The sequence below is a fragment of the Vibrio sp. E150_018 genome, from assembly GCF_053544035.1.
Genome location: NZ_JBHGNY010000005.1, coordinates 59,944 through 75,099 on the forward strand (window position 1 = coordinate 59,944; position 15,156 = coordinate 75,099).

Annotated in this window: 11 protein-coding genes; 6 read left to right on the forward strand and 5 right to left on the reverse strand. The window is 41.9% G+C overall.

What is annotated here, in order from left to right; genetic code table 11:
• Positions 1-42: 42 nt before the first annotated feature.
• Positions 43-1,488 (reverse strand): aspartate ammonia-lyase, encoded by a 1,446-nt coding sequence (aspA, locus tag ACE3G9_RS07425; protein WP_449218813.1) that lies wholly within the window; start codon positions 1,486-1,488, stop codon positions 43-45.
• Positions 1,489-1,848: 360 nt separating this feature from the next.
• Here aspA and ACE3G9_RS07430 point away from each other — a divergent pair, with 360 nt between their 5' ends.
• A complete protein-coding gene (locus tag ACE3G9_RS07430) occupies positions 1,849-2,343 on the forward strand; it encodes an FxsA family protein (protein ID WP_442294755.1) in 495 nt (164 codons plus the stop codon).
• Positions 2,344-2,430: 87 nt separating this feature from the next.
• Here the strand turns inward: ACE3G9_RS07430 and trmL are convergent, their stop codons facing one another.
• The 3 genes from trmL to ACE3G9_RS07445 are packed head-to-tail and all read right to left on the reverse strand — an operon-like array spanning position 2,431 to position 5,009.
• The gene (gene trmL, locus ACE3G9_RS07435) at positions 2,431-2,910 is read right to left on the reverse strand and encodes a tRNA (uridine(34)/cytosine(34)/5-carboxymethylaminomethyluridine(34)-2'-O)-methyltransferase TrmL (protein ID WP_417879562.1); all 480 of its coding nucleotides are present in this window, start codon (positions 2,908-2,910) and stop codon (positions 2,431-2,433) included.
• Positions 2,911-2,961: 51 nt separating this feature from the next.
• Positions 2,962-4,329 carry an envelope stress sensor histidine kinase CpxA gene (gene cpxA / locus ACE3G9_RS07440; RefSeq protein ID WP_449218814.1) on the reverse strand — a complete coding sequence of 456 codons (1,368 nt, stop codon included), beginning with the start codon at positions 4,327-4,329 and terminating at the stop codon, positions 2,962-2,964.
• Positions 4,329-5,009, reverse strand: a complete 681-nt coding sequence (locus ACE3G9_RS07445) for a response regulator (RefSeq protein ID WP_417879564.1) — start codon at positions 5,007-5,009, stop codon at positions 4,329-4,331. Before ACE3G9_RS07445 ends, cpxA begins: the two co-directional genes overlap by 1 nt.
• Positions 5,010-5,225: 216 nt before the next feature.
• Between ACE3G9_RS07445 and ACE3G9_RS07450 the strand changes: the two genes are divergently transcribed.
• Positions 5,226-5,738: a CpxP family protein gene (locus tag ACE3G9_RS07450; RefSeq protein WP_417879565.1), complete on the forward strand. Its 513-nt coding sequence runs from the start codon at positions 5,226-5,228 to the stop codon at positions 5,736-5,738.
• Between the two features lie 788 nt (positions 5,739-6,526).
• On the opposite strand, the gene rarD is transcribed toward ACE3G9_RS07450, so the two are convergent.
• Complete coding sequence (gene rarD, locus ACE3G9_RS07455) at positions 6,527-7,513, reverse strand: EamA family transporter RarD (protein ID WP_417879566.1); 987 nt, start codon at positions 7,511-7,513, stop codon at positions 6,527-6,529.
• Positions 7,514-7,951: 438 nt separating this feature from the next.
• Here rarD and recQ point away from each other — a divergent pair, with 438 nt between their 5' ends.
• The 4 genes from recQ (at position 7,952) to polA (ending at position 14,892) form a co-directional block, all read left to right on the forward strand.
• Entirely contained in the window at positions 7,952-9,793 is a 1,842-nt protein-coding gene (recQ, locus tag ACE3G9_RS07460) for an ATP-dependent DNA helicase RecQ (protein WP_417879567.1), read from the forward strand.
• A 3-nt stretch (positions 9,794-9,796) separates the two neighbouring features.
• Complete coding sequence (locus ACE3G9_RS07465; RefSeq protein WP_449218815.1) at positions 9,797-10,102, forward strand: DUF3630 family protein; 306 nt, start codon at positions 9,797-9,799, stop codon at positions 10,100-10,102.
• Between the two features lie 313 nt (positions 10,103-10,415).
• Entirely contained in the window at positions 10,416-11,126 is a 711-nt protein-coding gene (locus tag ACE3G9_RS07470; protein ID WP_417879569.1) for a 7-cyano-7-deazaguanine/7-aminomethyl-7-deazaguanine transporter, read from the forward strand.
• A gap of 934 nt (positions 11,127-12,060) precedes the next feature.
• A complete protein-coding gene (gene polA / locus ACE3G9_RS07475; protein ID WP_449218816.1) occupies positions 12,061-14,892 on the forward strand; it encodes a DNA polymerase I in 2,832 nt (943 codons plus the stop codon).
• Positions 14,893-15,156 lie beyond the last annotated feature (264 nt).

The following is a 15,156-nucleotide window of genomic DNA, read 5'->3' on the forward strand; positions in this document are numbered from 1 at the left end:
CCTTTATACCCAAGTCACTTGGGTATATTTGATTGACAATAATTAGTTATAACGTTTCGCTTTGTATTGAGGATGCATTAGGTTTTCAGGAGAGAAGATTTCGTCTAATTGCTCTTCGGTTAGCAAGCCGCGATCTAGTACGATTTCACGTACGCTCTTACCTGTTTCGGCACAGATTTTACCCACGATGTCACCTTGGTGGTGGCCAATATATGGGTTTAGGTAAGTCACGATACCGATAGAGTTGAACACGTATGCTTCACACACTTCTTTGTTCACAGTAATGCCGTCGATACACTTGTCACGTAAGTTAACACAAGCATTTTTCAGGATTTCTAGTGATTCAAACATACATTGTGCAATCACAGGTTCCATTACGTTTAACTGTAATTGACCCCCTTCAGCCGCAAAAGAAAGCGCGGTATCATTACCTAGTACTTTAAAGCACACTTGGTTTACGACTTCTGGAATTACTGGGTTTACTTTAGCAGGCATAATTGAAGAACCCGCTTGTAGTTCAGGTAGGTTGATTTCATTTAAGCCAGCGCGAGGGCCAGAAGACAATAGACGTAGGTCGTTACAGATTTTAGACAGTTTAACCGCAAGGCGTTTTAGTGCGCCGTGTGCCATCACATAAGCACCACAGTCAGATGTCGCTTCGATTAAATCTTCCGCTGGAACGCATTCAAAACCGGTTACTTCAGATAAGTGTTTAACGGCTAATGCTTGATACTCTGGTGCAGCGTTCAAGCCAGTACCAATAGCAGTTGCACCTAGGTTTACTTCCAGTAATAACTTAGAAATGTATTGTAAGTTACGTACTTCTTCATTTAGCGTTACAGACCAAGCGTGGAATTCTTGGCCTACTGTCATTGGAACCGCATCTTGTAACTGAGTACGACCCATTTTGAGCACAGTGTTATATTCAGCGCTTTTATTATTAAAGGCTTCTTTTAAGTACTTAACCGCTTCAATGGTTTTCATCATGCTGCTGTAAACAGAAATACGGAAACCTGTTGGGTAAGCACAATTCGTTGATTGACTCTTGTTTACGTGGTCATTTGGGTTGATGAAGTCATATTCCCCCTTTTCTTTACCCATTAACTCAAGTGCTAAGTTGGCGATAACTTCGTTAGTATTCATGTTAACTGAAGTACCTGCACCACCTTGGAAAACGTCTGACGGGAATTGATCCATACACTTGCCTGTATTTAGAATTACGTCACAGGCTTGAATAATGTAGTCACTGATATCGGCTGGTAATACGCCAATTTCTTTGTTGGCTAATGCGGCCGCTTTTTTAGTCATAACCATACCGCGTACAAATTCAGGTACGTCAGAAATAGTTGTATTGGAGATATTAAAGTTTTCGATTGCACGGATAGTGTGGATGCCGTAATACGCTTCAGCAGGTACTTCACGAGTACCTAGTAAGTCTTCTTCAATACGGAATTGTTGTACAGGTGTTTCAATAGTTAATGTAGTCATTGGATGGATCCTATAAGCATGGAACACTAATAAAAAATATCTTTGCCTACGTTGCTAGAATCCATTCACTGCATACAGATGGCTTATCTTTGACGATGCAATCATACCCCTTTATGGGTGTAAGAATAGATCATAGATCAAACTTTTCATCGTACAATTGCATCTTAATAAGAGTTTCTGTCTGTTTGCAAATAAATTGTAGGTAAGTTGTAACTTTATCGGTAATCGTTACGTTTTGAGATGGTTAACATTTGTTGTATGAAGTGGGAAAGCATACACTGAAAGGAATATACCCAAGTGACTTCAAGGTGTGAGTTTCGGTGTCTTGAAGTCACTTGGGTATATTACCAGGAGGTGTTTGTGTTTCCGATTTTAGTTATTTTATTTATTTGTGTTCCGATCATTGAGATTGCGTTGTTTATTCAAGTCGGTGATTTAATTGGCTTATGGCCGACTATTGCGATTGTGCTATTAACCGCTTTCGTCGGGGCATCTTTGGTGCGTAGCCAAGGCATCCAAACTTTGATGTCAGTGCAATCACGCATGCAGCAAGGTGAACTGCCGGCGCAGCAAATTATTGAAGGCGTCATGTTAGCAGTATCAGGGGTATTACTACTGACTCCCGGCTTTATGACGGACGCACTCGGTATGTTGGTATTATTGCCAGCTCCACGTGCTTGGATTGCTAAACAACTCATGCAGCGAGTCAAAGTTAGCTCTTCGGCTCAGTTCCATTCTTCATCGCAGTTTCATGGTGAAAATCCATTTAATACTTCAGAGCATGATCAGCAAGGGGATGTGTTTGAAGGCGAGTTTGAAAAGAAAGCCGATGAAGATAAGAGGATAGATAAGTAGATTTCGTGTCTAGGCTCTCGTGCGCTACGCTTATCGTTGCTCGGTCGAAAACCGAGAAGCGTAGCGCTCAAGATACGAGCCTCGTTTTTAAACCGCCCCTTCAAACCCCATTTGTCTCCAGGCTTCAAAAGCAATAATTGCGACGGCGTTGGATAGATTCAAACTACGGCTGTCTGGCATCATAGGAATACGAATTCGTTGTTCCATTGGTAGCGCTTCAATTGTGTCAGCAGGTAGGCCACGGGTTTCTGGGCCAAATAATAAAACATCACCTTGTTTAAATTTTGCATCCACATGATGACCAGTCGTTTTGGTAGTACAAGCAAAAATACGGTAGTTATCACCTTTTTCTTGCTCTAGATATTCAATAAAGGCTGCATAATCTTTATGACGTTTAACACGTGCTAAATCATGATAATCCAGACCGGCACGGCGCACTTTCTTTTCTTCTAAATCAAAACCTAGTGGTTCGATTAGGTGCAAGTTAGCGCCACAGTTGGCACATAAACGAATAATGTTGCCAGTGTTAGGAGCGATTTCTGGTTCAAATAAAGCAATGTCGAACATAGTGCTGATACCGTTAATGGGTGACTTGGGGTATATAATACCAGTCCTCGATCATAAATCGATAGGTAAAATTAGCGCTACCGCAAGGCCACCATGTTGACTACGTGAAGCATGAATATGACCATTATGCTGCATGATGACATTATGGGTAATCGCTAGGCCTAATCCTGCGCCACCACTGTACCTATCACGCGCGGTAGAGACACGATAAAAAGGTCGGAAGATTGCATCAAGTTCACTGTCATTAACCCCTTCGCCATCATCTTCAATCAAAATGGTCAGCCCATCATGTTGTCGGCTAAAAGTCACCCAAACCGATTGGTCGCAATATCGAATCGCATTGCGTATGACATTTTCGACTGCACTAATCAGCAAGTTAGGGTTTCCGGTGATATGTGTGTTGGGAATTGATTTACAAATCAGAGTTTTCTGTTGTTGCTCAGCTTCAAATATACCGTCTTCGATAGTTTCTCCCCAAAGCTCTTGCACTGAGATATTTTGGTGAATTTGATGGGCATCGATTTGTTGGCGAGATAGTTCTAATAGTTCATTAATCATTAGCTCCAATCGTTCCGCTTCAGTATCAATGCGAGTCAGTTCTGAGCTTTCACCTTGTTTGCGGATCGCTAACGCATTCGCCATTCTTAAACGGGTGAGTGGGGAGCGCAGTTCATGAGAAATGTTAGATAATAATCGCTGCTGTTCAGAGGTTTTATTGTTAATGGCGTTGACCATTTGGTTAAAGCTTGCCCCGGCTTGTTTAAATTCACTCGGGCCCTTTTCTAATTCTGGATCGTATTCGATCACTCCACGAGCGACTTTTTGCGCCGCTTTCTCTAAGCGCATCGCTGGTTTACTTAATGCCCATGCGAGCCAAAGTAATAGTGGAGTACTAATTAACATTACTACGAGAAGCAATTGAATCGGTCTATCGAGTAATTGCAGTAAAAAAGGTGGCGGTTGATGCCAACGGATAGCGAAGTATATGTGTAAGTTTTGTTTGGCAATCACGACTGGGACAGGGCCAGCGATCATTGTTCGACCATACAAACGTTGCTGAGGTTTATCTAACATGTCTGATTGGGTAATAAAATTATTTAGTGCTTTTTGCTTCATTCCTTGAGGTGGATTGATCCAACGATCATTCGTGTCTGTAAAGTAGAAACTGAGACGGCTTCTATCTATATTGTGCATTTTTATTTGCATCATCGCTTGCTTGAGTGAAGAAGCATTTTGGTAGTTTTTAGTAAGCTCTTGTCCGGTTTGCTTCATCTCTTTTAATGGCTCAGCCGGAATATCGTGAAGTTGTCTAGGATCGAGTTGAGAGGCGGCAACCACTGCAATTAATACTAATAACATGGTTAGCCAAAATATGGCAAAAATACGACCGTATAAGCTAGAAAACTTAGGTAAATTCATTATTGATCCTCAACCATAAGATAACCTTTCCCTCGTAAGGTTTTAATTAAGGTTTGCTCATGGTGCTCAGAAAGTTTTTTGCGTAAGTTCGACACATGCATATCAATCGCGCGATCAAAAGGACTGAGGCGCTTACCTAGTACCTCTAAGCTTAAATCTTCTTTACTGATGGATTCACCCATGTGAGTTAAAAAGTACTCTAATAACGTAAATTCCGTGGTGGTGAGATCTAATAATGTGCCTTGATAGTAGGCTTCTTGTTTACCCGGAAACACTTGCAAACCATGAGGAGTGTTCGTTTCTGTTGGTTCAGGTTTATTAGGTTGAGTACGACGTAAAATAGCGCGAATGCGTGCCATTAATTCACGATCACTAAACGGTTTGGGTAAGTAGTCATCAGCACCGAGCTCAAGGCCAATCACTCGGTCGACTTCTTCACCTTTCGCGGTCAGCATTAATACAGGGGTCTTCCACCGTTGCCTTAGTTGTTTAAGCATTTCCATACCGTTCATTTTTGGCATCATAATATCCAGCAAGATCAGATCAACACTGTTATCTATGGCTTGTAGGCCATCAATACCATTGTGTGCTTGTGAGATGGTAAAGCCTTCTAACGTTAGAATATCCTCAAGTAATGCAGTGAGTTCAGTATCATCATCAACTAATAGAATGTGAGTCATAAAGGGCCTTATTTAGAGATAGATATCGAGTGCAATAATAGCATTATCTCTGTTTTATTTATAAAAACGACTAATTTGACAGCGATTTACATTGTTTTACGTAAGCAATACACCCTTTTACATTGCAAGGTTTATTCTATTGGTTATCGGGCGCTAACCAAGAAATGGCAGCTCAACTTATCCATAATAAAAAGGTAATGTGTTATGAAATCATTTATGAAAAAGTCTCTTGTTGTTTTAATTGCTGCACCGTTAGTACTGGGTTCTATGTCTGCACTCGCGGCACCTCATGGTAATCAACAGCATGGCGGTAAGCATGATCAGCAATGTGGTGAGGGAATGGAACGTGGCATTTGGAAACAATTAGACTTAACTGATGCTCAAAAAGATCAGTTAAAAGAATTACGCCAGCAAGATCGTCAAGCGATGAAAGAAGGCTTTAAAGCTCATAAAGATGAAATGAAAGCCAGCCACGAAAAAATGCGACAGTTAGTAATGGCGGATGATTTTGATCAAGCGGCAGTGACCAGTCTTGCTCAAGATATGGCCAATCAACGTGTAGAAGGCCAAGTGAAAATGGCTAAATCACGTCATGATATGTTTAGTGTATTGACGCCTGAGCAAAAAGAACAATTTACTAAGCTGTCTGGTGAAAAACACCAACAGTGCATGGAAAAGTGGGAAAAAATGAAAGACCGTATGGACAAAAAAGGTCCTAAAGCAGACTAAGTGATTATATAGAAATATAGCCACTCCAATCAAAAGGCGGCCTATTGGGTCGCCTTTTTGTGTATCAGAAGGCGTTAATAAAGAAAAACCCCGAGGGCAAAAGCCCATCGGGGTTATAGTCTTACTCGCAGCAATCCGGCTACTATAAGTGCTCCATGCATCAAATCCTTGATAGCAGTGCTGTTTCCTTCAGCTTATTCCTTTTCATCGCCATCCTAGCGGTGTCCTTGGCCTTATCCTAGCCAGCTAATTTATCCTAATTAGCGCGCATCACTTGTTCCATGAGCGGTGTCCATTCACATCATCCTGACGTGTGTTCCATGCCTCAATCCTGAGGTGTCCATTGTCTTTCCTTAGTCACTACCATCCTAGTAATGATTGCGTCCATTCAATGTCCGTTTGCTCCATGCTGATTACTCATCCTAAGTAACCAAATCTTCATCCTGAAGATGACCAATCCTTGGGTCTTTCCTGTTCCTGTCAGCATCCTTCCGACGGGGTTAATATTACGCATAAACCGACATGGAACAATGGTGTGAGTTCAAATTATTTCATGAAAAAAAACACAAATCTGATTATAGTTGTTATTTATCAATAGTTTGTGTGTTTTTGGGGCGGTTTTTATTATTAGTTAATGTTAGTTTTCTCACTAATTTGTGCGAGATCTCGCACAAGGGTGAGGTAGTAAGTCTGCATATTAACTTAAATAGTCGATTGCAGAGTTAAGACTACCTTGCTTAATAGTGTGATGGTAGTCTCATAAATTATTCCATGTAGATTGTGGGCTTTTAGCGTTGTTGATTGGTTTGGTTTAAATCCTGTGTCAACGTTTCATTGGTAATGTCGATCTCTAGCGCTTCCTTTCTTTGCGCCGCTGCCAACTTCTTATTGTTAGAGTTGTTCTTCAATCCATCCCAAGTAAATACAATTAAGGCTGCCCAAATACAAGCAAAGGTAATAATTTTATCGGCCGTAAAGGCTTCGTCGTATACAAACACCGCCAAGATAAACATTAAGCTTGGGCCTATGTATTGAATAAAACCTAGAGTAGCGAGGCGTAGACGGACTGCCGCACCAGCAAAGCATAATAAAGGCAAGGTAGTGACAATACCGGCAGAAATTAGTAATACATTAAGTGTCAGAGTATTGGTGCCCAAGTGACTAGTTGCAGTATCGGCGATAGCAAACAAGTAAAGAAATGCGATAGGTAGTAGTACTAAGGTTTCAATGAATAGCCCAGTAAAGGCATCTAAATTGACCTTTTTACGTAATAAGCCATACACACCAAATGTGAGCGCCAGCATAATGGCAATGATTGGCACTGAGCCAAATACGACCAATTGCACTAGGACACCGATGGTGGCCAGCGCGACCGCAAACCATTGCAGCTTACGTAGCGTCTCGCTTAAGAAAATCATGCCTAATAGAACATTAAATAACGGATTGATGTAATAGCCTAGGCTGGCATCGAGCATATGACCAATGCTGATTGCCCAAATAAACACTAGCCAGTTAGCCCCAATCGTGACCGAAGTGATCAATAAATAAATGACCTTGGTTTTAGAGCGTAATGTCTCTTTGACGGTTGGCCAGCCGTTAGTGAAATACAGCAATGCCGCAAGAAAAACAAAAGACCAAATGATGCGATGACAAAGGATTTCAAAAGGAGGCACATCACCAAGGGCTTTAAAGTATATAGGGGCAATTCCCCACATCAAGTAGGCAAGAACGGCAAGTAGCACGCCTTGCTGAGTTCGTTTTAATTCATCATCCATAACGGCTTATCTTTTTATTATTAGAAATATACCCAAGTAACTTCAAGATGCGAGTTTCAGCAAGATTAAAACAAGTTTTAGGCAAGGCAAATTGAATATGATCATAGTGATTCTATCTCTGTTCAATTTAACGCAGCATAAAGCTTGTTTTAACTTGCCCTTCGGAAGCTTCATTCAAACCTTTATACAGCGTCAGATTGGTTTGAAAGGTGCCTACATTCCTTCGCCAATCTTCCTTGCCTAAAGGTTTGGATGATAGCTCTGAATTCTGCATCTTGAAGTCACTTGGGTATAATGGCAAGTATAAAATCCAAACCGTAATATACCTAATGAATTACGGGAATAAGTAAATTGCCCGATCCTCATGTTTCAATCAGCTGCGATCCCCACTACAATGGGCGGCTGATTTTTAGGTTCACTTTTTGTATTGAGATAGGCATGCCCACCACTGACGCTGCACAAGTGCATTCGCACTCAACACCGACACCCGCTCAAACTCTGCAAGATGTGTTTGGTTATCAGCACTTTCGTGTTGGTCAGCAAGAAGTGATCGATAGTGTGCTTGCTGGACAAGATAGCTTAGTGATTATGCCAACTGGTGGCGGCAAGTCTTTGTGCTATCAAGTTCCCGCTTTATTGCATTCTGGTCTCACCATCGTTATTTCCCCTTTAATTTCCTTGATGAAAGACCAAGTCGACCAATTAAAAGCCAATGGCGTGGCGGCAGAATGCATTAATTCCAGTATGGAAAGAGAGGAATTGATTCGGGTTTATAACCGTATGAACAACGGTCAATTGAAGATGGTTTACATCTCACCCGAACGAATCTTAAGCCGAGATTTTAGTGAACGATTAGAGCACCTTTCGATCAGCATGATTGCGGTAGATGAGGCGCATTGTATTTCTCAATGGGGGCATGATTTTCGCCCTGAATACGCGCTACTCGGCCAATTAAAGCAGCGTTTTCCTCATGTTCCTGTAATGGCGTTAACCGCCACTGCCGATGATGCAACCCGCAAAGACATCATTTCTCGCCTACAACTGAATCAACCTTTGGAATATTTAGGCAGCTTTGACCGACCGAATATTCGTTACACCTTATTAGAAAAACATAAGCCGGTTTCGCAAGTGATCCGCTACCTTGCCACCCAAAAAGGGCAATGTGGCATTATTTATTGTGGCAGCCGTAAAAAAGTCGAAATGGTGACGGAAAAGTTGTGCAATAACCATATTCGTGCCGCGGGCTATCATGCCGGTATGGATAATGATGAACGCGCTTATGTGCAAGAAGCCTTTCAAAAAGACGACATTCAAATCGTCGTTGCTACAGTAGCGTTTGGTATGGGCATCAATAAGCCTAACGTCCGTTTTGTTCTGCACTTTGATATTCCGCGTAACATTGAATCTTACTATCAAGAAACCGGACGCGCCGGGCGTGATGGCTTGCCTGCGGAAGCGGTGATGTTATATGACCCGGCCGATATGGGCTGGCTGCGCCGCATGCTGGATGAAAAAGATGATGGTCCGCAAAAGCAAGTGGAAAGCCATAAACTCAATGCGATGAGTGCTTTTGCGGAAGCGCAAACCTGTCGTCGTCAAGTACTACTAAATTACTTTGGTGAATATAGCCACAAAGCGTGCGGCAACTGCGATATCTGCCTAGATCCACCGAAACATTTTGATGGCACAGAAGCGGCGCAAAAAGCGTTGTCGTGTGTTTATCGAGTCAACCAAAGCTTTGGTGTTGGTTATGTCGTCGAAGTATTGCGTGGTATGCAGAATATTCGCGTACGCGATAACGGCCACGATAAGATCAGTACTTATGGGATTGGTAAAGAACATAGCCATGATTATTGGGTAAGCATTATGCGCCAATTGATTCACAAAGGGTTACTCACACAAAACATCACCCGTAACTCTACCTTGCAACTAACCGAAGAAGCGCGTCCTTTATTACGCGGTGAAATGTCGATTGAACTGGCGGTGCCGCGTTTAGATACCGCACTACGTTCCGCTAAGAACGACAAACTGGTGACTAAAAATTACGATAAGAAGCTATTTGCCAAGTTACGTAAACTGCGTAAAGCGATTGCCGATGAAGATGGTTTGCCGCCTTATGTGGTATTCAGTGACGCGACCTTAGTTGATATGGCGGATATTCTGCCGACCTCCTATGGTGAAATGCTGGCAGTGAATGGGGTTGGGCAACGTAAATTAGAAAAATACGCCGATGCATTTTTAGATGTGATCCAAGAACATTTAACCAATGGGGAAGGGTAGGTTATGGCTAAATACAGCTTAAGAGAATTTGATGCACAGGCCGGTCGAGTTATCTTGTTGAACCCTAGGTTTGATTATGACTCCTTTCCCGCATTAGGCTCAGAACTGGTGACACTGTTATCGGCTTCTATTATTGAAAAGCAAAATGATGCTGATCTGCATTCATGGTTAATCGACTTTGAAGGCTGCCAGCTATTTTTACGTGCTGAACACTATTCCGAAACTATCTGGTTAGAAGCTATGGCACCGAACCAAGCGGACGAAGAGCTGCAATATCTAGCGAAATTATTTGCTATGGGAATAGGGTAGAGCTTAAGGGCAGATCGCTTCGCTGCTCGTGTCTCGTTGGTGGGAGCGGAGAGTTTATTTGTAATACAGTAATGTTTAGCTTGCTTCGATTGTTGGGAAATAGAAAACTTCCGAGACCCGAGACCCGAGACCCGAGACCCGAGACCCGAGACCCGAGACCCGAACATATTGTTTGAAAAACGAACAGTTGAACTGGGCGATCATTTCTGTATAATCTCTCGCCTTAATATCTGACTAATTAGTCAAATATCGAATATTATTCATTTGCAATTATGGGTTCCCTCGCCCCCATATATTAAAAAAAGGTCACAATATGACTCGTTTAAAATCTGCTTCGCAGGCGGCGTTCTCGTCTGTTCAATACACTAATCAACAACAAAATAAAGCACTGTTTTGGTTGGTTATCTTCCATTTGGTGGTGATTGCATCGAGTAATTACTTAGTCCAAATTCCTTTTACCATCTTTGGTTTGCACACCACTTGGGGCGCATTCACTTTCCCGTTTATCTTCCTAGCGACGGATCTAACAGTACGCATTTTTGGTGCAGGTATGGCACGTAAAATCATCTTCTGGGTGATGTTGCCAGCACTAGCGATTTCTTATGTATTATCGGTGATGTTCTTTGAAGGCAAGTTCCAAGGAATGGCTCAGTTAGGCGTGTTTAACCTGTTTGTTGCCCGTATTGCTATTGCTAGTTTTATGGCATATTTGCTTGGTCAAATTTTGGATGTGCACGTTTTTAACCGTTTACGTCAGTTGAAACAATGGTGGGTGGCGCCAACCTGTTCAACACTATTTGGTAATGCGCTTGATACTATCGCCTTTTTCTCTATTGCCTTTTATATGAGTAGTGATCCATTTATGGCAGAACATTGGACCGAAATTGCTTTGGTTGATTACAGTGTGAAACTGATCATTAGCTTAGGTTTGTTTGTGCCTATGTATGGCGTGCTGCTTAATTACTTAATGAAAAAGCTCACCACGGTAGTTGACGTTTCCTCTCAACAGGAAGTGAATGCGTAACTCGTCGCTCGGGCGCTCCGCTGCTTGTTTCTCGAGGCTGATACATTTAATACCGTCATTCCAAAAGTGAGGGACGAGCTGTTTGGAATCTCCTATAGTAATTGGAGATCCTGAACTACGCTCCTACGTCGCTTTTCAGGATGACGATTTTTTATGATGGCTCTGTGCCACAGCTAAAAATCACCTTTCATTATTCTATGTTTTCCTAGCTACGAGAAGTGAAATGCCCGAGTACCGAGTACCGAGTACCGAGTAACGTCCCATCTTCTTTTCCTAGAAACTCGCACCTAGAAACCATTTTTATTATCCGAGCAACGATCTTAAACTTCAAGCAATATCAATCACTTGAGATTACCCTTCGAAATTACTTTAAATTAAATGATATTTTTTCTCATTTAGGGGTTGATCATTTAATGAGAATGATTATTATTAACTACGTCGAAGGGAAAAAGAGAATCAAACGCAACAGCATGAGATTCTTGGCTTCTTGAAGACACGACATTGCTCACATTGCTTCCAGTGTATTTAAGCTTTCGTGGTAGGTGCATCAAGTATTACATCTAGCCACTTTTTGCTAAGCGACGCCCATTCGGTGTCGCTTTCTTTTTGCCTATGGTTTAGTGATCCTATTTTACCTATCGTTATTATTGTCAATTAACATAGGATCCATTGTGATTAATTGTTTTCCACAAAAGATCCTTGCGATTCTTTTTATCCTATCATGAGTGGTTTCTATATAAGTTGTTGTTTATATTTGAATAATATTATTTTTTATTAATAATGTTGATTTTTGTGAAATTTCATTTAAAAAGTTAACAACAAAGTTATCCACAGATGATTAAGTTGTGCTTACGACATATCAATAGATTCATTTAGTCAGACGTGGCATTCTAGGCGGATCGTATGTTTCTCATCAGCTTGGGTACTAGACACTATGGCAACAATCGCTGACAACTCTTTGATTCTTATTGATGGATCTTCTTATTTATATCGCGCCTTTCACGCTTATCCTGAAAGTATGAATAACGGTAACATTCAAACCAATGCGGTGTACGGCGTGGTTAACATGCTACGTAGTATGATGAAGCAGTTTTCTTCTGAGCGAATTGCGGTGGTTTTTGATGCTAAAGGTAAAACCTTCCGCGATGATATGTACTCTGAATATAAAGCCAACCGTCCGTCGATGCCGCAAGAGTTACGCGATCAAATTGAGCCTTTACACAATATTATTCGTGCGATGGGGTTGCCACTGATTTGTGTGCCGGGTGTTGAGGCTGATGATGTGATTGGTACTTTGTCTTCACAAGCTTCTAAGCAAGGCATGCCGGTATTAATCAGCACTGGCGATAAAGATATGGCTCAGCTGGTGGATGATAATGTCACGCTGATCAACACCATGACTAATGTGGTGATGGATAGAGAAGGCGTCATTGAAAAGTTTGGCTTACCACCTGAACTTATCATCGATTATCTCGCGTTGATGGGCGATAAAGTCGATAACATTCCGGGCGTACCGGGTGTCGGTGATAAAACCGCGGTAGCTTTGTTGCAAGGTCTAGGAAGTCTAGAAACCATTTATCAAAATTTAGATAAGATCGCCGATCTTTCTTTCCGTGGCTCGAAAACCATGGCGAAGAAGTTATTAGAAAATAAAGAGAACGCGGATCTTTCTTATTTGCTAGCCACCATTAAGTTGGATGTGGATCTCGATTGTCAGCCACAAGATCTTTGCAAAGCCGAACCAAATAAAGATGAGCTGATGAAGCTATTTGGCGAGCTGACCTTTAAATCTTGGTTAAACGAGTTACTTGAAGGCGGAGACGGTAACATTGCGGCAGTTGATGGGCTAGCACAAGTCAAAGCAGAACAACACGGCGGCGCGAGTCAAAGTGCCACTAAATCTGCGACCACCGCCGATGCGCTTGAAGTCGATATGAGTCCTGCCAATATTGATCGCAGCCAATATGAAATCATTTTTGATCAAGAGACTTTCCTTGCTTGGTTAGATAAATTGAAAGCTTCTGATGTATTTGCTTTTGATACTGAAACCGACAGCTTGAACTACATGGAAGCCAACTTGATTGGTTTGTCATTTGCAGTTTCCGAAGGCGAAGCGGCTTATGTACCCGTTGCCCATGATTACCTTGATGCACCAGTACAACTGGATCGAAATTGGGTACTTGAGCAACTGAAACCGATTCTCGAAGATGATTCACAAGCCAAAGTCGGCCAGAACCTTAAATACGATGCTAGCGTACTCGCACGTTACGATATCGAGATGAAAGGCATTCGCTTTGACACCATGTTAGTGTCTTACGTGTTTAACAGCGTGGGTGGCAAACATGATATGGATAGTCTAGCGTTCCGCTTCCTACAACATAACTGCATTTCTTTTGAATCACTGGCAGGTAAAGGCAAAAAGCAACTGACCTTCAACCAATTAGATATTGAAGAAGCTGGTCCTTATGCGGCGGAAGATGCCGATGTGACATTACGTTTGCATAACCGTTTACAAGCCGCTTTAGAGCAAGATGCCGGTTTGAAATCTATCTATCAAGATATTGAAGTACCTCTAGTACCCGTGATCTCACGTATTGAGCGTACCGGCGTGATGATTGATGACATGCTACTGAATGCTCAATCTAAAGAATTAGAAGCACGCCTTGAAGAGCTAAAAGCCAAGGCGTTTGAGTTGGCTGAGCAAGAATTCAACCTTAATTCACCAAAGCAATTACAAGCGATTCTATTTGAGAAAATGGGGTTGCCTGTGGTGAAGAAGACTGCTTCTGGTGCACCATCAACCAATGAAGAAGTGTTGCAAGAGCTAGCATTAGACTATCCGTTACCTAAGCTGATTTTAGAAAACCGTGGTTTAGCTAAGTTGAAATCAACCTACACCGATAAACTTCCGAAGATGATCAACCCGCAAACGGGCCGAGTGCATACTTCATATCATCAAGCGGTTACCGCGACCGGGCGTTTATCATCAACCGATCCAAACTTACAAAATATTCCAATTCGTAATGAAGAAGGTCGCCGCATTCGCCAAGCGTTTGTTGCGCCACATGGTTGGAAAATTTTAGCGGTCGACTACTCACAAATTGAATTACGTATCATGGCGCACTTATCCGGAGATAAAGCGTTATTAGAGGCGTTTGCTCAAGGTAAAGATATTCACTCCGCGACTGCCGCTGAGGTGATGGGATGCAACATTGAACAAGTCACGTCTGAACAGCGTCGTCGCGCTAAAGCGGTTAACTTTGGTTTGATTTATGGCATGAGTGCCTTTGGTCTTGCTAAGCAACTAGGTATTCCTCGTGGTGAAGCGCAACAGTATATGGATGTGTACTTTGAGCGCTATCCTGGCGTAATGCAATATATGGAAGATACACGCTCAAAAGCAACAGAACAGGGTTATGTTGAGACTTTATTTGGTCGTCGTTTACATCTACCAGAAATTAAATCGAGCAACGGTATGCGTCGTAAAGGTGCTGAACGTGCGGCAATCAATGCGCCAATGCAAGGTACAGCGGCAGACATCATTAAGAAAGCCATGTTGATTGTCGATCAGTGGATCCAAGCCGAAGGCAATGGCGATGTGAAACTCTTGATGCAAGTACACGATGAATTGGTGTTTGAAGTGAAAGAAAGCGAATTAGCACGTATTGAAATAAAAATACAGCAGCTTATGGAGTCTGCTGCTGAGCTGAATGTGCCATTAGTGGCAGAATTTGGTCATGGAGACAACTGGGATCAAGCCCACTAAGAATTTGTTGTTTCATTTACATCTATTTTTATGAGCCACCTCACTATGTGGCTTTTTTTTATTCGAAATAAAGTTTTGATTTTGTTTGTGAATTGGTAATTTTCATAAAAAATATGAAAATTTAGTACAGAAAAAGCTTGATCTGAGTATCATTTCCGGTAAATTAATAGTCGTAGGGTACAGAGGTAAGATGTTCTATCTTTTAGACCTTTTGTTTCACGTTATTGGATTAGGCTGTTTCAGCCGCCCCAGTCAGTTTTTGAC